This window comes from uncultured Methylobacterium sp., assembly GCF_964244095.1.
In the GTDB taxonomy this organism is placed as follows: domain Bacteria; phylum Pseudomonadota; class Alphaproteobacteria; order Rhizobiales; family Beijerinckiaceae; genus Methylobacterium.
Map to the genome: position 1 here is coordinate 1 of NZ_CAXTHR010000006.1, position 19,080 is coordinate 19,080.

21 protein-coding genes are annotated in these 19,080 nt (G+C 68.0%); 8 read left to right on the forward strand and 13 right to left on the reverse strand.

What is annotated here, in order from left to right:
- From ACFE86_RS01910 to ACFE86_RS01925, 4 genes are all read left to right on the forward strand, one after another.
- Window positions 1–320: helix-turn-helix domain-containing protein (locus tag ACFE86_RS01910; RefSeq protein ID WP_375453641.1), on the forward strand; the 320-nt coding region annotated here is incomplete at its 5' end.
- A gap of 201 nt (window positions 321–521) precedes the next feature.
- Window positions 522–782 (forward strand): RNA chaperone Hfq, encoded by a 261-nt coding sequence (gene hfq / locus ACFE86_RS01915; protein WP_375453642.1) that lies wholly within the window; start codon window positions 522–524, stop codon window positions 780–782.
- A 94-nt stretch (window positions 783–876) separates the two neighbouring features.
- Window positions 877–2,304, forward strand: a complete 1,428-nt coding sequence (hflX, locus tag ACFE86_RS01920; RefSeq protein WP_375453643.1) for a GTPase HflX — start codon at window positions 877–879, stop codon at window positions 2,302–2,304.
- 486 nt (window positions 2,305–2,790) lie between these two features.
- On the forward strand, window positions 2,791–4,974 hold the full coding sequence (locus tag ACFE86_RS01925; RefSeq protein ID WP_375453644.1) for a TonB-dependent receptor: 2,184 nt from the start codon (window positions 2,791–2,793) through the stop codon (window positions 4,972–4,974).
- 222 nt (window positions 4,975–5,196) lie between these two features.
- Here the strand turns inward: ACFE86_RS01925 and ACFE86_RS01930 are convergent, their stop codons facing one another.
- From ACFE86_RS01930 to ACFE86_RS01970, 9 genes are all read right to left on the reverse strand, one after another.
- A complete protein-coding gene (locus ACFE86_RS01930) occupies window positions 5,197–7,452 on the reverse strand; it encodes a xanthine dehydrogenase family protein molybdopterin-binding subunit (protein WP_375453645.1) in 2,256 nt (751 codons plus the stop codon).
- Complete coding sequence (locus tag ACFE86_RS01935) at window positions 7,445–8,518, reverse strand: FAD binding domain-containing protein (RefSeq protein WP_375453646.1); 1,074 nt, start codon at window positions 8,516–8,518, stop codon at window positions 7,445–7,447. The genes ACFE86_RS01930 and ACFE86_RS01935 overlap by 8 nt, the downstream gene beginning before the upstream one ends.
- Window positions 8,515–9,018, reverse strand: a complete 504-nt coding sequence (locus ACFE86_RS01940) for a (2Fe-2S)-binding protein (protein WP_375453647.1) — start codon at window positions 9,016–9,018, stop codon at window positions 8,515–8,517. The genes ACFE86_RS01935 and ACFE86_RS01940 overlap by 4 nt, the downstream gene beginning before the upstream one ends.
- Before the next feature lie 138 nt (window positions 9,019–9,156).
- A complete protein-coding gene (locus ACFE86_RS01945; protein WP_375453648.1) occupies window positions 9,157–9,420 on the reverse strand; it encodes a hypothetical protein in 264 nt (87 codons plus the stop codon).
- 184 nt (window positions 9,421–9,604) lie between these two features.
- The gene (locus tag ACFE86_RS01950; protein WP_375453649.1) at window positions 9,605–9,994 is read right to left on the reverse strand and encodes a hypothetical protein; all 390 of its coding nucleotides are present in this window, start codon (window positions 9,992–9,994) and stop codon (window positions 9,605–9,607) included.
- A gap of 11 nt (window positions 9,995–10,005) precedes the next feature.
- Window positions 10,006–10,329 (reverse strand): hypothetical protein, encoded by a 324-nt coding sequence (locus tag ACFE86_RS01955; protein ID WP_375453650.1) that lies wholly within the window; start codon window positions 10,327–10,329, stop codon window positions 10,006–10,008.
- A gap of 124 nt (window positions 10,330–10,453) precedes the next feature.
- Window positions 10,454–10,936: a phage virion morphogenesis protein gene (locus ACFE86_RS01960; RefSeq protein ID WP_375453651.1), complete on the reverse strand. Its 483-nt coding sequence runs from the start codon at window positions 10,934–10,936 to the stop codon at window positions 10,454–10,456.
- Window positions 10,937–10,996: 60 nt separating this feature from the next.
- The gene (locus ACFE86_RS01965) at window positions 10,997–11,647 is read right to left on the reverse strand and encodes a hypothetical protein (protein ID WP_375453652.1); all 651 of its coding nucleotides are present in this window, start codon (window positions 11,645–11,647) and stop codon (window positions 10,997–10,999) included.
- Entirely contained in the window at window positions 11,644–12,060 is a 417-nt protein-coding gene (locus ACFE86_RS01970; protein ID WP_375453653.1) for a hypothetical protein, read from the reverse strand. The genes ACFE86_RS01965 and ACFE86_RS01970 overlap by 4 nt, the downstream gene beginning before the upstream one ends.
- Before the next feature lie 532 nt (window positions 12,061–12,592).
- Here ACFE86_RS01970 and ACFE86_RS01975 point away from each other — a divergent pair.
- The 3 genes from ACFE86_RS01975 to ACFE86_RS01985 all read left to right on the forward strand — a co-directional run bounded on the left by ACFE86_RS01975 (window position 12,593) and on the right by ACFE86_RS01985 (window position 15,356).
- Window positions 12,593–14,008, forward strand: coding sequence for a phage protease (locus ACFE86_RS01975; protein ID WP_375453654.1), 1,416 nt, complete (start codon window positions 12,593–12,595; stop codon window positions 14,006–14,008).
- A gap of 70 nt (window positions 14,009–14,078) precedes the next feature.
- Entirely contained in the window at window positions 14,079–14,483 is a 405-nt protein-coding gene (locus tag ACFE86_RS01980) for a hypothetical protein (RefSeq protein WP_375453655.1), read from the forward strand.
- Between the two features lie 354 nt (window positions 14,484–14,837).
- A complete protein-coding gene (locus tag ACFE86_RS01985; RefSeq protein ID WP_375453656.1) occupies window positions 14,838–15,356 on the forward strand; it encodes a hypothetical protein in 519 nt (172 codons plus the stop codon).
- 14 nt (window positions 15,357–15,370) lie between these two features.
- Here the strand turns inward: ACFE86_RS01985 and ACFE86_RS01990 are convergent, their stop codons facing one another.
- The 4 genes from ACFE86_RS01990 to ACFE86_RS02005 all read right to left on the reverse strand — a co-directional run bounded on the left by ACFE86_RS01990 (window position 15,371) and on the right by ACFE86_RS02005 (window position 18,088).
- A complete protein-coding gene (locus tag ACFE86_RS01990; RefSeq protein ID WP_375453657.1) occupies window positions 15,371–16,204 on the reverse strand; it encodes a regulatory protein GemA in 834 nt (277 codons plus the stop codon).
- Window positions 16,201–16,629 (reverse strand): hypothetical protein, encoded by a 429-nt coding sequence (locus ACFE86_RS01995; protein ID WP_375453658.1) that lies wholly within the window; start codon window positions 16,627–16,629, stop codon window positions 16,201–16,203. The genes ACFE86_RS01990 and ACFE86_RS01995 overlap by 4 nt, the downstream gene beginning before the upstream one ends.
- Window positions 16,630–16,704: 75 nt before the next feature.
- Window positions 16,705–17,883 carry an AAA family ATPase gene (locus ACFE86_RS02000; protein ID WP_375453659.1) on the reverse strand — a complete coding sequence of 393 codons (1,179 nt, stop codon included), beginning with the start codon at window positions 17,881–17,883 and terminating at the stop codon, window positions 16,705–16,707.
- A complete protein-coding gene (locus ACFE86_RS02005; protein WP_375453660.1) occupies window positions 17,867–18,088 on the reverse strand; it encodes a hypothetical protein in 222 nt (73 codons plus the stop codon). Before ACFE86_RS02005 ends, ACFE86_RS02000 begins: the two co-directional genes overlap by 17 nt.
- A 33-nt stretch (window positions 18,089–18,121) precedes the next feature.
- On the opposite strand from ACFE86_RS02005, the gene ACFE86_RS02010 reads away from it, so the two are divergent.
- On the forward strand, window positions 18,122–18,610 hold the full coding sequence (locus ACFE86_RS02010; RefSeq protein ID WP_375453661.1) for a hypothetical protein: 489 nt from the start codon (window positions 18,122–18,124) through the stop codon (window positions 18,608–18,610).
- Window positions 18,611–19,080 lie beyond the last annotated feature (470 nt).

Genomic DNA, 19,080 nt, shown 5'->3' on the forward strand with positions numbered 1-19,080 from the left:
ACTGGCCGGGCAACGTGCGCCAGCTCAAGAACAACGTCGAGCGGCTGATGATCCTCACCCAGGCCGACCCGGAGCAGGAGGTCACCTCCGAGATGCTGCCCTCCGAGATCGGCGCGCTGGTGCCGACGACGCCCAACGGCGCCGGCGGCGAGAAGCTGATGAGCCTGGCTTTGCGCGAGGCCCGCGAGATCTTCGAGCGCGAGTACCTCGTGGCGCAGATCGCGCGCTTCTCCGGCAACATCTCGCGCACCGCCGAATTCATCGGCATGGAGCGGTCGGCGCTGCACCGCAAGCTCAAGTCCCTGGGGATCGGCCCCTGAGCCGCCCGCAGACCCCGGCCCGGACCGGCGAGGATCGCGCGGCCTGCGTAGCGCGCGGGGTCGGTTCGGGTCTTGCATCGGAGCGAGAATTGAACGCGTAATGCGGAACTTCGGTCCGCACGCGGGCCGGTTAAGGCAATGACTTGTCGGACGATCAAACCCGCTCACACGGCGGGCGCAAAAACAACAAAGGATAAGAAGATGGCGGGCGAACGCGCACAGAACCTTCAAGACACCTTCCTCAACCACGTCCGCAAGAACAAGATTCCGCTGACCATCTTCCTCGTGAACGGCGTGAAGCTGCAGGGCGTGGTGACGTGGTTCGACAACTTCTGCGTCCTGCTGCGCCGCGACGGCCATTCGCAGCTCGTCTACAAGCACGCGATCTCGACGATCATGCCGGGCCACCCCGTGCAGTTGTTCGAGCCGGACGAGGCCGCGCCCGAGAAGGCGCCGGCCTGAGCCAGCCCTTGGCTCACCGCCGGCCGATCCCCATCTCGAGGACCTTGCAACGCATGACGCGGCCGCCCCGCCTGGGCGGCGGCACAAGGATTCCATGACCGAGATGCTGACCGCCGGCGAGGCCCGGCTCCAGGCGATGGCCGCACCCGAGGGCGAACTTGCCGCCTCGACCCGCACCCTCGTCGTCGGGCCTTATCTCAGCCGCACCGCCGCGCTCTCCCCCCACGGGCCGGCCCCGGTCACGCGCTCGACGCAGGCGCGCATCGAGGAGGCCGTGGGCCTGGCCGCCGCGATCGAACTTGACGTGATCGAGGCGATCCCGCTGAGTCTGGCCCGCATCCGGCCCTCGACCTACCTTGGCAAGGGCCGCGTTGCGGAGCTTGCCGGCCTGATCAAGGCCGAGGCGATCGGCCTCGTGGTGATGGATTGCGCCCTCTCGCCGGTGCAGCAGCGCAACCTCGAGAAGGAATTCGGCGCCAAGGTCATCGACCGCACCGGTCTGATCCTCGAAATCTTCGGGCGCCGCGCTTCGACGCGCGAGGGGACGCTCCAGGTCGAGCACGCGCATCTCGCGTATCAGAAGAGCCGGCTCGTGCGCTCGTGGACCCACCTGGAGCGCCAGCGCGGCGGCTTCGGCTTCCTCGGCGGGCCCGGCGAGACCCAGATCGAGGCTGACCGGCGGATGATTCAGGAGCGCATGACGCGGATCGAGCGCGACCTCGATTCCGTCACCCGCACCCGCGGCCTGCACCGGCAGGGGCGGGCGCGGGTGCCCTACCCGATCGTCGCGCTCGTGGGCTACACCAACGCCGGCAAGTCGACGCTGTTCAACGCGCTGACCAAGGCCGAGGTGGTGGCGCAGGACATGCTGTTTGCCACCCTCGACCCGACGGCGCGCGCCACCAAGCTCCCGCACGGCGAGACGGTGATCCTGTCCGACACGGTGGGCTTCATCTCCGACCTGCCGACCGCGCTGATCGCCGCCTTCCGCGCGACGCTCGAGGACGTGATCGAGGCCGACATCCTGCTGCATGTCCGCGACGTCAGCCACGGCGATTCCGAGGCGCAGGCCGAGGATGTCGGCACCGTGCTGCACGAGCTCGGCATCGAGACCTCCGCCGACCGGATCATCGAGGTCTGGAACAAAGCCGACCTCCTCGACGAGGGAGAGCGCACCCGGCTCGCCAACCTCTCGGCGCACGGCCGCAACGACCGCGACGGTGCGGCGCCGGTGCTGGTCTCGTCGCTGACGGGGGAGGGGCTCCAGGCGCTCATCGCCCGGATCGAGGCGCGGATCGCCAAGGCGCGCTCGACCTTCGCGGTGGTCCTATCCCCAGAGGACGGCGCGGCGCTGCACTGGCTCTACGAGAACGCCGAGGTGCTCGACCGGCGCATGGAGGAGGGCGGCACGCTGCACCTGGCCATCCGCATCGCCCCGGAGAAGGAGCCGCGCTTCCTCAACCGCTTCGGCGGCGCGCGGCGGATCGGGCGGGGTAGGGAGTCGGCCAGTCAAAGGGCGTAGCCTCTGACGGCCCCGTCGTCGCAGTCGCCTCGATGCAACGCTCGACCCCATGATCGGCACCGAGAGCGCGCGAGCTCCCCGAGCGGCAACCTCCCGGTGCGGGGATTCCGATTTCTGCACCGGCCGAACGTTCCGGCCGTACACGCATCGAACCAGAAAGTCCGTCTCTGCGGACAGGAGCACGCTCGAAGATCGTCGAATACCAAGTCCTCGCGACCGGGAGCTACACGCCGGCGGCTGGACGCGCACGCGTCTTTCGGATTCATGAAACCTGGACGCAGTCGACGATCAAGGCAAGTGCGCCGCGCCAGTCTCATGGTTCATTATCTTAATTCATTCTAAGTACAAAGTGCGTTTCCGCAACACGCTGCGAAAAATGAAGGTCGAGCACCGATATTCAACCTCGAGATAGCGTCTCCTCGGGTTTCGGCAGAAGGGGCGCCCCTTTAACAACCCTCGACAGCCTTCCAAGCCTCGAGGACCATCATGCTTGCGTCATCGAACCGTAGAAACAAGCTGCTGATCGGGACAGTCCTGGCGGGATCGACGCTCGTCGCGTGGGCTCCGGCCCAAGCCCAGGATGCGGCGGCCACGACGATGCTCGAAGAAATTTCGGTCGAGGTCTCAAGAGAAAGAACCATCGACCGTAGATCGTCTATCGGCCTCGATCAATACGATATTCCTGGGGATGCTCCGGGCGGCCTCACGCGAAGCACCACCAGCACTGGCATTCTCGGCAACAAGCGTGTCGTCGATATCCCATTTGCAACAACGGGCTTTACAGGCAAACTGATCCGAGATCAGCAGGCGCAAGTGGCCAGCGACATCTTAAAGAACGATGCCTCCGTCACAGTGCAAAATACATTCGGTTATTATGACGACCGTTTCTACATCAGAGGCTTCGAGGTGTCGGCGGCCGATCGCCTCTACGACGGTGCGCAGGTCGGATTTCTGAGCAAGTTCGCGCTGGAAGGCATTCAAAGCATCGAAATCCTGAAAGGTCCGGCGGCCGTCCTGTTTGGCACGGGCGCGACGCAGGGCATCGGCGGCATCATCAACTTCGTCCCGAAGCGCGTGCTGCCCTTCGATTACACCTCCGTCACGTCGAGCTACATCGCACCGGGCTATCTCGGCACCAACGTCGACATCTCTCGCCGCGGCGGCGAGCGCAACGAGTTCGGCATCCGGTTCAACGGCGCGTTCAATGACGGGGCGTTCCACAACGGAACGCGGCTGCGGCACGAACTCGCGCAGATCAACCTGGACTACGCCCCGAGCGACCGGGTGCGCCTCTCCGCCGACTTCGTCTACGCGGCAAACTTCAACGACCGTGACCAGCTTCCCTTCTCGCTCCTGCCAGGCATTCCGGTGCCGCGGGCGATCCGGGCCGACCGCAACTACGCGCAGCGGTGGAGCTTCACGGACAACCCGCAGTACCTCGGCTTCGTCAAGGCGGAGGTCGACATCAACGACGTCTGGATGCTCTCCACACACTACCGGAGATCATTCTTCGTCAACAACTTCCTCGCCACCGCTCCGACGATCCGCAACGCAGCCGGCGACTACGCGCTCTTGCCCATTCGTTTCAACAGCGAAACCAGTGGAGACGGCGGGCAGGCCAACGTGCGGGGACGGATCGAGACCGGAGCACTGCGTCACGAAGTCAACGTGGGTATAGACATCGAAAACGACCGATCCTTCGCCTCGACCGGCGCTTTCGGCGACGCCCTGGCATCGAACCTTTTCAATCCGGTCTACTACCCACGGCCCGTCGTCCAAGGCGGCCCTGCACGGCTGAGCAATGACACGCTCGTCACGACCGCTTACGGTACCGATCTCGTCACTTTGCCCGGCGGCATCGTTCAACTCCTCGGCGGCCTGCGCTACGTCAGAATCCGAAACGCCGATTTCGACACGACGACGGGGGATGGCATCGGCCGGGACACGCAGGAGAAGGCAGTGCCGCTCGCGGCACTCCTGCTCCATCCGACCCCGGACACACTGATCTACGCCAGCTACGCGCAAGGCTTTCAGCGCGGGGGCGTCGCGCCGATCGGTGCCGTCAACTTCAATTCCGTGTTGCCGCCCGTTCCCTCCGAACAGTTTGAAGTCGGCGCCAAGGCCGAGTTCGCCGGGCTGATCGGCACGATCGCCGCTTTTCGCATCGAGCGCGCGCTCGAATATCTCGACGCGAAGACGCTCCTGTTTGTCCAAAACGGTCTTCAGAGGCACGACGGCATCGAGGCGAGCCTCGCTGGCGAGGTGAGGCCGGGAACCCGCCTCGTCGCAAGCGTGATGGCTCTCGACCCGAAGGCCGAGGCGACCGGAGACGTACGAACCGATGGCAACGCGCCGATTGGTGTGCCGCGGTTTCAGGCGAGCCTCTATGGCGAGTACGACCTTCCGCCCGTACAGGGCCTGACCCTGACGGCGGGCGTCTACTACCTTGGCGCGCAGTACGTCGACCTCGAGAACACGCAGAAGATCCCTGAATGGGCGCGGGTGGACCTCGGCCTGCGCTACCGGACACGCGTCGGTCCGGGCACGCGCGCCACGTTCCGCCTCGGTATCGATAACGTCGCCGATCACCGCTATTACGCATCGGCCGCCAATGGTCTCGGCATCGGCGCGCCGCGCACCTTCAAAGGGTCGCTACAACTCGAATGGTGAATGGACGGCTTCGGCAGCCTACGTCGCTCCACAAGTCCCGGTTGCTGCATCCAAATCGTTCATCATGACTATCTTATCTCTTCCTATCGAAGCCGACAGGTCATGGCCGGCGATGGCGGGCGGAGCATCGTCGCCCCGCAGTCGCGGTGACCGAGCCGCGATGCGTTGTTCTCATCGCAGCTTGGTGTAGGTCGAAAATTCCGCGGAGCCGCGTCACCAGCCTCACCCCAGGAGCTTGTCCAGCGTGATCGGGACGTCGCGCACGCGCACGCCGGTGGCGTGCCACACCGCGTTGGCGATGGCGCCGGCCGTGCCGGTGATGCCGATCTCGCCCACCCCCTTGATGCCGAGCGCGTTGACGTGGGAATCGTCCTCGTGGACCAGAATCGCCTCCATCGCCGGCGTGTCGGCGTTGACCGGGATGTGGTACTCGGCGAGATCGTCGTTGAGGAAGCGCCCGGTGCGGGCGTCCATCGCCGCGTGCTCGTGCAGCGCGAACGACAGCCCCCAGATCATCCCGCCGTAATACTGGCTCGTGACCAGCCGCGGGTTGACGATGCGCCCGGCCGCGAACGCGCCGACGAGGCGCGTGACGCGGATCTGGCCGAGGTCGGGATCGACCTTCACCTCGGCGAAGACCGCGCCGTGGGCGTGCATCGCGTAGGTCTTGGCCGCTGCCGGGTCGGACGAGGCCTTGCCCGTCGCGGTGAGGCTTGCGCGGCCGGCGCGCGCTAGGATGTCCTGGAACGATTCGCTGCGGGTCTCATCGTCGCGGCGGATCAGCCGCCCGTCGCGGGCGACGACGCCGGCATTGCCCGCGCCGTAGAGCGGGGAGGCCGGGTCGTTGGTGGCGAGGTCGCCGAGCTGGCCGATCACCGCCTGCCCCGCCGCGTGGATCGCCCCGCCCGCGGTCGCGGTGTGGGCCGAGCCGCCGGCGATTCCGGCGTTCGGCAGGTCCGACGACCCCATCTTGAAGGTCAGGCTGTCGAGGCCGATCCCGAGGCCGTCGGCGGCGATCTGGCCGAGCGCCGTCCAGGCGCCCTGGCCCATGTCGTGCGCGCCGGTCTCGATCGTGCCGGTGCCGTCGGCGCGCAGCTCGGCCTTCGCCTCCGCCTCGAACATCAGCGCCGGGAAGGTCGCGGTGCCCATGCCCCAGCCCACGAGAAGCCCGTCGGCATCGCGCGTCTGGCGCGGCGCCTTCGGCCGTGCCGCCCAGCCGAAGCGCTCGGCGCCCTGCACGTAGCATTCGCGAAGCGACTTCGAGGAGAACGGCTTGCCCGAGATCGGCTCGACCTCGGCGTAGTTCGTCAGCCGGAAGTCCAGCGGGTCCATGCCGCAAGCGAGCGCCATCTCGTCGACGGCGCTCTCCAGGGCGACGCTGCCCGAGGCCTCGCCCGGCGCGCGCATGAACAGCGGCGTGCCGGTGTCGAGCCGCACCGCCTCGTGGCGGACCGCGATGGCGGGGCTGGCGTAGAGGGTGTGCGAGACGCTGCCGGCCGGCTCGAAGAAGTCGTCGAAGCGGCTCGAGGCCGTCAGCGTTTTGTGCTCGAGCGCCGTCAGCTTTCCGCCCGCATCCGCGCCGAGGCGGAAGCTCTGGCGGGTCTGGGCGCGGTGGCCGACGGGGCCGTACATCTGCGAGCGCGCGAGCACGAGCTTCACCGGGCGGCCGACGAGGCGGGCTGCCATGCAGGCCAGGATCTGCGGCCCGGAGATCAGGCCCTTCGAGCCGAAGCCGCCGCCGAGGAACGGGCTCTCGATGCGGATGTTGCCGGGCGGGATGCCGAACAGCCCGGCGAGCCGCCCCTGCGCCATCGCCATGCCCTGACTCGGCGTGTGCAGCGTCAGGCGGTCGTCATCCCAGGACGCGACCGCCGCGTGCGGCTCCATGGGGTTGTGGTACTGCGCCGGCGTCTCGTAGGTGGCCGCGATCCGCTTGTCGGCAGCGGTGAGGCCGGCCTCGACGTCGCCGTGCAGCTCCTCCGGCGGCTGGCCGGCGCCGACGCCGGGCGGCGTGAATGGCGGCTCCGCGTCGAGGCCGATGCGCGGCGGCTCCGCCTCGTAGCGGGGGCTGAGCAGGCGTGCGCCCTCGGTGGCGGCCTCCAGCGTCTCGGCGATCACTACCGCGACCGGCTGGTTGGCGTAGCGGACGGCTGAATCCTGCAGCAGGTCGAGGCGGAAGATGAAGCCGTGCGCCTTCTCGTCGGGATGCTGGGCGAGCTTGGGCGCGTTCTCCGGCGTCATCACCGCGACGACGCCGGGATGGGCCTGCGCCGCCGCCAGGTCGAGATGGGTGACGCGGCCGCGGGCGATGCGGGCGACGCAGAGCGCCGCGTGCAGCGTGCCGGCGGCGACGTTGTCGGCGGCGAAGGTCGCCCGCCCCGTGACCTTCAGCGGTCCGTCGCGGCGGGTCAGCGGCTGGCCGACGCTCGATCCGTGGCGGGCGCGCCCGGGGGAGGGGGCGAGGGCGATCTCAGCCATGGGCGGCTCCTGCGGGGGAGGGGGCGAAGGAAGAAGCGAAGGGAGAGCCCGGCAGCGCCGGCACCCGATCGGGGGTTCCGGCCGCGGCCAGCGTCAGCGCGCGCACCAGGATGCGGCGGGCCAGCTCGATCTTGAAGGCGTTGGCCGCGCCGGAGGGCTTGGCGTCGGCGAGCGCCGCGTCGGCCGCAGCCTGGAAGGCCGCGCGCTCCGGCGCCTGGCCGGCGAGCAGCCGCTCCGCCTCGTGCGCGCGCCAGGGCTTCAGCGCGACGCCGCCGAGCGCGAGGCGCGCCTCGCCGATGCGGCCGCCATCCAGGCGCAGGGCTGCCGCCGCCGAGACCACGGCGAAGGCGTAGGAGGTGCGGTCGCGGACCTTGAGGTAGCGGGCATGCGCCGAGAAGCCCGCCGCCGCAGGCGGCAGGCGCACGGCGGTGATCAGTTCGCCCGGCGCCAGCACGGTCTCGTGCTCGGGCGCATCGCCGGGCAGGCGGTGGAACTCGGCGAGCGCCACGTCGCGGGTGCCGGCCGCGCCCGCGACCTCGACCACGGCGTCGAGTGCTGCCAGCGGCACGCAGAGGTCGGAGGGGTGCGTAGCGATGCAGTGCTCGCTCCAGCCGAGCACCGCATGCAGCCGCGTCGCGCCGCCGGTCGCCGCGCAGCCCGCGCCCGGCGCGCGCTTGTTGCAGGGGGAGGCGGGGTCGTAGAAGTACGGGCAGCGGGTGCGCTGCATCAGGTTGCCGGCGGTGGTGGCGGCGTTGCGCAACTGCGCCGAGGCGCCCGAGAGCAGCGCCTCGGCCACCGCCGGGTACGCCCGGGCGAAGCGCGCGTCGTGGGCGAGGTCGGCGTTGCGCACCAGCGCGCCGATGCGCACGCCGTCGTCGTCCAGGAATTCGATCCGGTCGAGGCCGGGGAGGCGGGTCACGTCGACGAGGTGCGTCGGCGTTACGACGCCGCCCTTCATCAGGTCGAGCAGGTTGGTGCCGGCGGCCAGATACGCCGCGCCGGGCACGGCCGCCGCCGCGACCGCCTCGGCGACGCTGGCGGGCCGGGTGTAATCGAACAGGTTCACGCCGCATCCTCCCGCAGCGCGATTCCTTGGGCCGCGAGCACGGCTTCGCTGATGCCGGCATAGGCGCCGCAGCGGCAGAGGTTGCCGCTCATGCCTTCCCGCACCCGTTCGGGATCGGTGCCGGCCTGTCCCTCCGCGATCAGCCCGACGGCGCTCATGATCTGACCGGGCGTGCAGAACCCGCACTGGAAGCCGTCATGGGCGATGAAGGCCGCCTGAACCGGGTGCAGCGCGTCGCCGGATTCGCCGCCGGACGCGGCCAGCCCCTCGATGGTGATCACCGTGGCGCCGTCGAGGCTCACGGCCAGCGCCAGGCAGGCGTTGATCCGCCGTCCGTCCACCAGGACCGTGCAGGCGCCGCACTGGCCGCGGTCGCAGCCCTTCTTGGAGCCGGTGAGGTGAAGGCGCTCGCGCAAGAGGTCGAGCAAGGTGACGCGCGAATCCTCCAGGACGAGGTCGCGCACCGTGCCGTTCACGGTCAGCGTGAGGGGAATGCTCATGCGGTCTCAATGCTCATGTGGTCGCTCGGCATCGCGCAGTCTGGAACGAGACCAGATAGGTTTTCGCGGCGCGATGGCCAGAGGCCGGCGCCTCGGAGGCCCGGCGCCCCTGCCTCGTCCGAGGAAACGGGAACGCCCTCAGCGCCCCGCCTCGCGCCGCAGGGCCAGCACCAGCGTCTCGACGAAATCCTGCGCCTCCGCTCCGAGGGCGATCCCGGTCTCGCTGGCCGTGACGAGGCCACGGCCCTCCAGCTCGGACACGCCCTCGGGGTCCGCCTCGTGCCCGGCGCCGTCCTTGCGGATCACGGACGACACCGTCTCGCCGCTGAGCAGCCGGTGATAGGCCGCGAAGGTGAAGATCGAGAGCGCCTTGTCGGAGAGTCCGTCGAAGCCGTCGGCCATGTGCGTGTCCCGCGTCTGAGGTTTGCCGCCTTCAACGCGGGAGGCAGGGCAGGGGTGCGGGCACGCGCCAAGACATCGCAGAGAAAGGTGTCGCAAGGCTGGCGCGGGCGGGCCGGCAACACCATGCTGTGTATGTCATCGCTAACTGGCGGCAGCGGTCCGAAACTGGCGAGAATATCCGGGATTATCGGGGACCTCGCGAGTTGCGCCGGCCCTTTGCGCGCATCGTGACAGCCTCCGCCAGCCTGCGGCGCGCGACGGCATAGCGGTTGAGACCGGACGACGACGGCGTGCGTTCCGAGCCGAATTGCTTCGCGATCTCGTCACGCAGAACGGTTAGTTCGTGCGTCGAAAGGCGCTCGTCAACGAAGCGTTGCACCTCCGGATCGCGCTCGATCCTCGATCGGGTTCCGACGCTCTTGCGTGCGGCCTGAAACAGCGCGTCGTAAGCGTCTGCGGATACCAGGACGGCTTCGATCCCCTGGACCTGGACCCGGAGCGGCAGCAAGAGCCGACCTGAAACCGGGATGGCCACCGCCTGCATCGTCAACTCGATCGCTGCTTCACCGCTCATTGAAGCTCCCGTCAAATTCGGTCCTGAACCATGTCCGGCCACGGCATCCGCCCGAGCTGGCGCAGGGTGCCTGTGCCCTTGTCGGTGCCGTCGTAACGGTGGCGAATGGCAGCGCGCACGTGGGCGAAGCCGATCGGCGCTCGCGGCGTCACCTTCTCGGCAAGCTCCAGCACTTCGACCACCGCCGCGGTGCCCTCTTCCTGCGCCAAAGCGCCGAGCGCGTCGAAGGCGATGCCGTCCGCCGGCGCGATCCGGGGCAGCAACAGCTCCGCCTGCATCGTCGCGTACTCGCTGCCGTAGGACCGCAGCATTTCCTGGAGTTCGGAGAGCTTCATGGAACAGCTTTCAAGATGGGCGGGAGAAGGAACTCAGGTCAGGCCCGATCGGGCCCACCGCGGCGGTGAGGAGCGGCCTCGATGCCCCGGCATCCGTCGCGGCGGCAACGGCCTGAGAAGAAGGCTACCGGCCGATGACATCCCGCATGAACCGAACGGCCGTATCCAGTAGCTCTACGGCGTTGGCGTCGGACACCCCGAGGTAGGGACGCGCCGGGATTGTGACCTTACGGGCGACGACCTTCCGTCCGCCGACCTTGAAAGCGAGGGCCTTGCCCGCCTTCGGTCGGATGACGCCGCCGAATTGATGAATGCGGGAATACCGCAAGCCCGATCCAACGATCGCTTCCGTCCCATTGACCTTATAATCAATCGATTTGGCCAATGCCTCCGAAGCAACAAGGATTGAAGTCCCCTTTCTGTTGGGAGGCCAAGCCGTACCGTCCGGCCCTGTCTTCTCCGAATAGATGCGGCGCCGGGTCTGCCCTTGGACTAGACGGGCCATAGCCTCCAGCAACTCGGCGCCATCGAGAGGGTCAAGCCGATCAAGCAGCGCATCGACAGCGACGATGCCGGAGAGGTCGTAGGAAATGCTGACGCCGCTCATGATTGCTCGACACCTTGCACGGGGGAAATGGACAAGATCATCGGTTCTTCCCTTCCCTACTCACGCCACCCCGTCATGCAGCGCACCGGAGCGGGTGCGGTCGATCGCGGCAGCAAGGCGCGCGCCGACGCGTGAGGCCACGCGCTCCGGGTCGCCCGCGCCGCTGACCGTGATGCCGCCGACGTTGACCGTGGTGCCGCTACCGCCCGTCCCGCCGCCGCGGCCGGTGCCCCGGCCGGCTTCGGGCTCCCTGTTGCCGACCGAAGCGGTCCGCACGGCGGCCGGTTGGGTCGGGCCGATCACGGCCGCCTGGCGCATCGCGGCGACGCCCGCCGGTGAGATCGTCGGGACGGACAGCGATTGCCGGATCGCCCGGACACCGGCCGACGGCGTCCGCGCGCCGGATGCCGCAGCCACCGCGCCCGCGCCGGCCCCGCCGCCGGCGCCGTCGAGCGCCGCCTTCACGCGGGCGGCCATCGCTGCCGCCGCGGCGACTGCCGCCGCGCCGCCCGTCTCGATGCCGGCCGCATAGCTCGCGCCGACCTTCTGCCCTTCGGCCGCCGCGTCGACCCCGAGGGCGCCCTTGACGGACGTGGCCGTCCCGGTCGCCGTGGCCTCCGCCGCCGCGCCGCCCGTGGCGAGGCCCGTCGCGTAACTCGCGCCCGCCTTCTGCCCTTCCGCGGAGAGGTCGGCGCCGAGCGCTTCCTTCACCGCCGCAGCGGCACCTTCCGCGCTCGCCCGGATGCCGGAGATGAGCTGCTCCAGCTCGGCCTTGCGCGCCTCCGGACCTGCAACCGCAGCTTCGCTGCACGGCTGAACGGGCCGAAGGGGATCGTCACCCGCATCGAAGCCGAGGCCCCGCACATCGCCCGGCCGAGTGCACGAGCCCGATCCTGCCCGATCACGGTGCTGATGGCATCGGTGCCGGAGGGCTGGACCGAGAGGTTCTGCTTCGTGCCACCAAGCGCGTATGCGAGGCGCAGGGCATCCAGGCGTCCGACCGTCTCGGCGAAGCTCCGCAGTATCGCCGGCAGGTCAGCGTTGTCGGCCGGGCCCGTCAACCAGTCCGGCAGTTCGGTTCCCTCTCCGAACGGGTCGGAGGCCACGACCGGTTCACGTTCCATGCCGAAGGTTACCTCGCGCGTCCCGACCGGGACGCATCCTTCGGGGACGCTAGCGACCGACTGGAGAGAACAGGCACGGGGGCGCCCATCCCCGGTGCGATCGAGGGAGCACGGCATCCAGATCGGCGTTCGATGGAAGCGGCCGGAGGGGCGGAACTCCCTCGCGGAACATGTCCGGTTGTCCGTGGCTCGGCCGGGCGGGAGGCTAGCAGCGTCGGCGTGTTCGGGGAAGATCGAGACCGGTGTCTTCCGCGACCGCGCAGGGCACGGGCGCTGTCGGAGGACGCGCGTCCCGGCGATGCAAGACGGGTAGGCGGTGTAAGAGCGCGATGTGAGCGGCCGGAGGGGCGCAACTCCCTCGCGGAACATGTCCGGCTTTGCTCGCTCGACCGGGCGGGAGCTTACAAGTGTCGGGGCGCGCGGAAAAGGCGGATATGGACGGTTCCCGGCAGCGCGCAGCACAGGGGTCCGCATTTCCACGGAGACGCGAGCCTCTGTGCCTCAGGACGCCCCCCCGGATCAGGCTGTCCCCATGAGCCAGCCGATCCGCACCGCCGAACCTGCCACCGTGTCACCCGCCGCGTCCAGCCCCGCCTTCGCCGTCCTGTTGCGCGGGACACTCGGCCTGCCGGCCACGGCGGATGAGGCGGCGGTGCATGCGGCGGTAGACGCGCTCCAGGCTGGCGCGACCGAAACGCCGGACGGCTACGTCACCCGCGAGACGCACGAAGCCGTGTGTCGGGAATTCGCCGCGACCGAAGCCGCGATGTCGGCTCGGCTGGAGGCGGTCTATGTGGCGATGCTGGCCGGGATGGTGACCAACCATCATTGCGACCTCAGCCGCCACATCGCCGCCGCCGCGGTCGCCGATCCACTCCTGCCGGCCGATGTCCGGCTTGCCGGCCTCGCCTTGGCTCTGAACAGCCGCGATCCGCTCACCTCCGGCGACTGTGCGACCGCCACCGCCACCGGTCTCGCGTTGAACGTCGAGGGCGGCACGGGCGCACCCGAGTGGGTGCAACTCCTGCCGGCCGGTCCACTCCTGGCGGGCCGCGACGGCCGCCGCTTCACCATCGCCGATCCGGCCGCGGTCGTGGCCGCAACAGAGGCGCACGGCCTGCCGCTGGTGGTGGACTTCGAGCACGCCAGCGAGATCGGCGACAAGGGCGTGGGCGGTGCCCCGGCCGCCGGCTGGATCGAGGAGCTGGCGGTGCGCGCCGGGCAGATCTGGGGGCGGGTCGTTTGGACCGCGCGGGCCGGCACCGCCATCGCGGCGCGGGAGTACCGCTTCCTCTCCCCGGTCTTCAACCACACCCGCGACACGGCGCAGAACGTGGTGGCGCTCCTCTCCGCCGGCCTGGTGCACCGGCCCAACCTCGACCTGAAGGCGCTGAACGCACGACAGGGCCTCTCGCTGCTGGCCTCGCTGTGCAAGATCCTCGGCCTGCCGGAGACCGCCAGCGAGAGCGAGGCGCTGACGGCTGCACAGGCGCTGAAGGATGCGTCCGGCCGGGCCGCCAACGCTGCCGAGGTGCCGCTGGACCGCTACGTCGGCCGCACGATCCACGAGGAGACGGTGCAGGCCCTCAACGCCGCCACAGCGCAGCTCGCCGCGCGTGATGCGGACGCCACGAAGGCGCGGGCGGAGCGCCTGGTGGACGATGCGGTCGCGGGCGGCAAGGTCACCCCGGCCACGCGCGGCCACTACGTCACCATGGCACTCAACACCTTCGACACGACGGCCGCGCTGATCGGCGCGTTGCCGGTGATCGTGTCGGGGGGCGAGAGCGAGACGGCCCAGCGCGCCGGCCGGGAGTTGGGCCGAGCCGGTGCGACCGGCCTCAACGATCAGCAGCGTGCGATCTGCGCCAATCTCGGCCTGGACGAAGCCGAATATGCGGCGAGCCTCGCCGCCGAGGCACGGGCCGTCCCGCGCCCGCGGGCGTGAGCGACGGATCGAAGCGCGGTGGCCGGATCGAGCGGGCTGACGAGCAACGAAGGCGAGGGTGGAGGGTCGGATGGCGCTGACACAAGATCGGGACACGCAGCGGCGCGAGAGCATGATGCTGTCGCTGGAAGTCGCGGCCGGGGCGCGCATCGTGCGGGGCGCGCTGGTGGCGCTGGCGGGCGGCTATGCGGCGCCGGGCGCAACGGCGGCCGGGCTGGTGGCGGCGGGCCGTGCCGAGGAAGCGATCGACAACACCGGCGGCGCGGCGGGGGCACAGCGGATCACGGTGCGGCGCGGCGTGTTCCTCTACGCCAACCTCGCGGGCGATCCCGTCGCGCGGGCGGGGCTGTTGAAGGATTGCTTCATCGCCGACGACGCGACGGTCGCCGGCAGTGACGGCGGCGGGACGCGCTCGCGGGCGGGCAAGGTGATGGGGATCGAGGCGGCCGGCGGGGTGTGGGTCGAAATCCTCTGACGGCTCGGATCGTCCCTGACGATCGAGCCCAGTGGTTTCCGGGCGGCCATCGCCGGCAATGCCGGCGCCGCGCCCGGCGCTCTTTGACATCGTAAAGTCCACCGGGGCGAGGTCGGGATGCGTGCGTTAGGCGCAGCACCTCCAAATTTGGCCGTACAGCCCCGTCGTGCTTTCAGACTGTCAATCCCGCCGCCTGAATTCCTTGAAGCCGGAATTGAAGCACTTGAGGCCAATCCGGGACCTATTGGCGGAGCGGGGAAGTAGCCGAGGGGGGCGCCGCGTCCCGCGTCGACGTGCGACGGACGGCTGGCTCAGCCAAATCCACTATAGCTCTGGCAACCGTGGGGTGAACAGATGTCCAAGATGCCGCCGTCAGACGATGATGCAGACTGGCTCGCTCAGATCAGCAAGCCGTTCCCCGACAACGTCAACGGGGATATCGTCGTCATGTTTCGAGCGTGGGCGCTGATGGAAGCGGCCCTGACCATGTGGCTGATAGCCCTCATGGGGGTCGATGACGATGTAGGCCGACTTGTCGTCGATCGGTTCGACACACGCACGAAGATCTCACGCATACGGGAGATTTACGATCACTTTCAGAACGACGATATGACTAAAACAGTCAAAGAGGTTTCCTACAATTACGAGAAATGGGTAGAAACTCGAAACATCGTCGCACACAAGGTGTGTTTCGGCATGAGCGAGGACGGCACCCACCTTATGTTCGCCACCGGGAAGTACACCCGCCGAAAGCGGGATGAATTCACGATGGTGGGCATCGCGCTGCCGGATCTCCGCCGTTGCGCACAGTTCGCTATCGGGATGGCCGGCGATATCCAACGTGGCCTCCCGGCAATCAAGGTTCCGGGTTGAGGGACGGCGCTTCTCTAGGCGAGGCGCGGTTCGCGCTTGCGGGCCTTCATCGCCCGCAAGGCCGTGATGACCTTCCCGGCCGCACTGGTGGTGACGAAGCGGAGCGACGACGCGCGATGGTAGCGCTCCAGCCACGCGTTCAAGCCGGCTTCAACAGCGGCCTCGCTCTCGGCGGTCGGCCCGATCCACTCCCGCCATAGGGTGCGGATCAGATCGACCTGCTCCGGGGAGGCGAAGCCGGGGCGTGCTCCAAAGGTTGGGCCGCTCGGGGCGCGGGCGCGATCCTCGAAGCCGTCACGCCGCAAGGCCGCCATCATCAGGTCGAAGCCGCGTTGATCGAGGCTCGCGGCGGTGTTGGCTGCCCCGAAGATTTGCAGCATCGGATAATACCGATCATCTGGCTGCCCGATCTTCCGCCGCGCGGTCTGCAATAGACGAAGTTGCGCGGAAGTGATCTTAGGCGTTCGGAAATACTCGAAACGTTCGATGCGGAACGTCGAGCGCTCAAGATTGGCCATAAGGTATAAGAGCTTTTGGCCGTCCACGTCCTTCAACTCGCGAAAACCACCGGAATGAAAATGTGTGATCATCTGATTGCGCGTGAAACCCGCCTCATACCATGCGAGATCGAAAGCCTTGATCGTCACCTTGGACAGCACTGGCCGCTGCCGATCGCGGAAGCCGCAGACGGTGCAATAATCCATGAACCGCTCGAAGCCGGCGGCCGAGAGCGCGTCTACGCTCTGAGCGTCGCCCCAGCGTTGCAGCATCTCGGCGAACTCGGCCGCGTCCGGCGCGACCGCGGCGCGGGCGCGGTCCAGGAGCTTGAGCTGCGCCGGCCGGATCACAGGTGATACCTCTCGCGCGCCGCGTCGCCCTGCTTTTCCAGAGCGTCGATGCGGTACGACATCGTCGTCATAGAGCTGTGTACGAGCCGAAGGGCCTCGGCGAGCTTGCCCTCGACGCCCTCGGCGTTCACGGCCTGGCCGAACAGGTCGGCAAGCTTGCGGAGATCGTCCGCGATGCCGCTCGCATCCTCCAAGAGGCCGCCCATGACGCGGATGCAGGCTTCGCGATCCTTGAAGAGCCGCTCATAGGAATTGTGCATTCGCGCCTGCGCCTTGGCGCAGCTCGCGAGCATGCCTTTCCAGCGGGTCAGCAACGCCTCCGGGATCTCCGGCCCGATCGGATAGCCGTCCGGATCGAAGCGGAGCTGACGCGGTAGGGTCTCTGCACCTGCGGACATCGCGGCCGGCTCGACGTGATGGTTCATGGGATGGCCTCACTGATGAAGGGAACGGCCGGGTTGACCCCGGCGCGGGGTACGCGACGAAGGGGGGAAGGGGGATCAGCGCCGCTTGGGCAGGCGCTTGAAGCTGCTTTGGCGCTCGACCTTCGGAGCCGCCGTGGCCCGCGCGAGGTCACGCGAGAGGTGCGGGAAGAGCGACAGCGCCTCGCGCAGGTGATCGACTTGGACCGTCCGGCTGCCCGCCGCCTCGGCGGCGGCACGGGCGATCGGCAGCACCTTGCCGATGCCGTCCGCGTGGTGAGCCTCGGCGAGGGCGCGGCACAGCCGGAACGCCTCCGGCCCCTCGACGTCGTACTGGCCCGCGAGCAGATCCGCGTCCGCGTCGAGGATGCAGTCGATCTCTTCCCGAACCGGCAGGCGCCGGGCGATCTGCCCGATGGCCGCCTTCTGCGAGTTGACGAACTTGAGCGCCTCGTCGTTGCCGAGGAACAGCATCTGGACGCGTGCTTGCTCGCTGATCGTCAGCAGATCACGCAACAAGCGTAGGCTGAGGTTCTGAGCCTCGTCGAACAGCAAGACGGGAAAGGAGCTGGCCCGGCTGCACAGGAGCTTGTGCGTCGCGGCGACGCCGTAGACCGTGCGCACGCCGAGGTGAGGGGCGATCTCTTCCAGCACCGCCATGGCCGAGTTGCCCATCACGCCGGTGACGGTCACGAGCCCGACGTGCGGCCCCTCCATCGTCTCGGAACGGCGCACGGCCTCCTCCAGCGCACGCGTCTTGCCGACGCCGGGCGCTCCGATGACGAGCCCGTTGTGGCGGAACCGCACGCAACGGTCGATCGCACCGAGCACGACGCCGGCCGCCGAAGTCATGACGAACGGGGTGTCCTCGCGCCCGGCGATCTCGCGGACGGCCGCGGCGCGCTCCGATGTCCCGGCCTTGAAGGCGAGGGCAGGGCGGATCACGCTGAAGCGCCACTCGCGCAGCTCAAGCGCGTCGTCAGTGCAAAGAGGCTCGGGCTTCAACGCCCGTTGAAGCTCTTCCCAACGGTGCCGAAGGTCGACGGGAAGGCTGTCGGCGCGGACACGGTATTGCTCGCCACGAAGTCCGCCACGACCGTACCGAGCGACGACGGCAAGCCGCGCACCACGCCACTGATAACCTGGATCGCGAAGAGAACGCGCAAGTGGAGCACGCGCCTTCCGCTCCGAAATGCCGGCGGTAGCTGCAAGATCGACGCTTGACAGCCATTCCACCATGTCAGGCAGCCGCGCCAAGAATGTCTCTCAGGATCTGCGCACGGACAGAGACGGCCTTGCGACCCAGCGACTGCCCTTTAAGCGCCCGGTAGGCGAGCTGCCTGTTGATCCCCTGTTCGCACAACCAAGCGTTCAGCGATGTCCCCCGAGAGGTCAGGGCGCCGCGCACAAGATTGTACTCCCGCTCATAGGCGGCGAGGCTGTCGTGAATGACAACGTTCATGTTAGGCTCGCACAACATGTCATAACATGACGTATGACACTCTTTGAAATGTTACGCAACATGGCGGCTGGCGTTGACGACGAGATTGATGGCCTCAAGCGTGAGGCTGGGGTGGAGCTAGATCGAGAGTTGGCGGATCAGCTCGGGATTGACCCATCAACCGTCGCAGGCTGGCGGCGTCGCGGCGCCGTGCCCGAACGATACAAGCTGCGTGTGTTCAGCAGTGCAGCCGAAAGCGCGGGGCGTGGACTACCAACATCAGGCCTAATAGGCCTGCGCGAGGCTTATATATTCGCTTTGATTAGACTTGTAGTTAAAGAATACCCCGATGCTGGGTATGGGGCGCCGAATTACGAAGCAGTGTATTTCGGATTTAGGCTCGGAGGCCTACATGCTTACTTGAAGCGTCGGTTTGGCTTGGAGAGCAATCCCGAAAAGCTGCGTTCCATCTATGATGAGGTGCAGGCGGAAATTGCTGCTGCCGACATTCCGGTCTGGATTGAGACGTTGCGCGCCTACTGATCGCGCTCCAGACCACCTAGCCTACGAGCGGCGCGTTAAACATCCTGTTCAATCTCGCCCCCCAGGGTCCGCAATCGGGTCCGCAATCGCTTCCCGGCCAACAAAAGGGTCCGCAAAAATCACTGTTAGAAAAGAGGGTTATCGATAATTGGCGCTGTGGAAAGGATGCTACGTGTGCAAGCGATTGGGGACCCTAGAGAAGGTCGCCAAGTCACTCAAATATATGAGTATCCTTCCGTGCGACTGCCATTTATCGATGACAGGCCACCGCCATTTTAAGCCGACGCCCCCAATAAACCGTTCCTGCAGCCCGTCCGCAATTCGCATAAGATATATTATGGAACTAAAAGGGTAGGATCGCCCGGGCGAGGGGGTGCCTCCAGGCCCGGCCCGTCCTGAGATGGCCGGCATGGCGCAGCCCGCCCTCGGCCTCGCCCGGGGTCGAGCCGCGCTCCGGGCGAGGGCGCTTC

What these genes read in the sequence shown, in the direction of transcription:
- hfq (WP_375453642.1), top strand. Translation starts at nt 522, where the DNA reads ATGGCGGGCGAACGCGCACAGAACCTTCAAGACACCTTCCTCAACCAC.
- hflX (WP_375453643.1), top strand. Translation starts at nt 877, where the DNA reads ATGACCGAGATGCTGACCGCCGGCGAGGCCCGGCTCCAGGCGATGGCC.
- ACFE86_RS01925 (WP_375453644.1), top strand. Translation starts at nt 2,791, where the DNA reads ATGCTTGCGTCATCGAACCGTAGAAACAAGCTGCTGATCGGGACAGTC.
- ACFE86_RS01930 (WP_375453645.1), bottom strand. Translation starts at nt 7,452, where the DNA reads ATGGCTGAGATCGCCCTCGCCCCCTCCCCCGGGCGCGCCCGCCACGGA.
- ACFE86_RS01940 (WP_375453647.1), bottom strand. Translation starts at nt 9,018, where the DNA reads ATGAGCATTCCCCTCACGCTGACCGTGAACGGCACGGTGCGCGACCTC.
- ACFE86_RS01945 (WP_375453648.1), bottom strand. Translation starts at nt 9,420, where the DNA reads ATGGCCGACGGCTTCGACGGACTCTCCGACAAGGCGCTCTCGATCTTC.
- ACFE86_RS01950 (WP_375453649.1), bottom strand. Translation starts at nt 9,994, where the DNA reads ATGAGCGGTGAAGCAGCGATCGAGTTGACGATGCAGGCGGTGGCCATC.
- ACFE86_RS01955 (WP_375453650.1), bottom strand. Translation starts at nt 10,329, where the DNA reads ATGAAGCTCTCCGAACTCCAGGAAATGCTGCGGTCCTACGGCAGCGAG.
- ACFE86_RS01960 (WP_375453651.1), bottom strand. Translation starts at nt 10,936, where the DNA reads ATGAGCGGCGTCAGCATTTCCTACGACCTCTCCGGCATCGTCGCTGTC.
- ACFE86_RS01970 (WP_375453653.1), bottom strand. Translation starts at nt 12,060, where the DNA reads ATGGAACGTGAACCGGTCGTGGCCTCCGACCCGTTCGGAGAGGGAACC.
- ACFE86_RS01975 (WP_375453654.1), top strand. Translation starts at nt 12,593, where the DNA reads ATGAGCCAGCCGATCCGCACCGCCGAACCTGCCACCGTGTCACCCGCC.
- ACFE86_RS01980 (WP_375453655.1), top strand. Translation starts at nt 14,079, where the DNA reads ATGGCGCTGACACAAGATCGGGACACGCAGCGGCGCGAGAGCATGATG.
- ACFE86_RS01985 (WP_375453656.1), top strand. Translation starts at nt 14,838, where the DNA reads ATGTCCAAGATGCCGCCGTCAGACGATGATGCAGACTGGCTCGCTCAG.
- ACFE86_RS01995 (WP_375453658.1), bottom strand. Translation starts at nt 16,629, where the DNA reads ATGAACCATCACGTCGAGCCGGCCGCGATGTCCGCAGGTGCAGAGACC.
- ACFE86_RS02005 (WP_375453660.1), bottom strand. Translation starts at nt 18,088, where the DNA reads ATGAACGTTGTCATTCACGACAGCCTCGCCGCCTATGAGCGGGAGTAC.
- ACFE86_RS02010 (WP_375453661.1), top strand. Translation starts at nt 18,122, where the DNA reads ATGACACTCTTTGAAATGTTACGCAACATGGCGGCTGGCGTTGACGAC.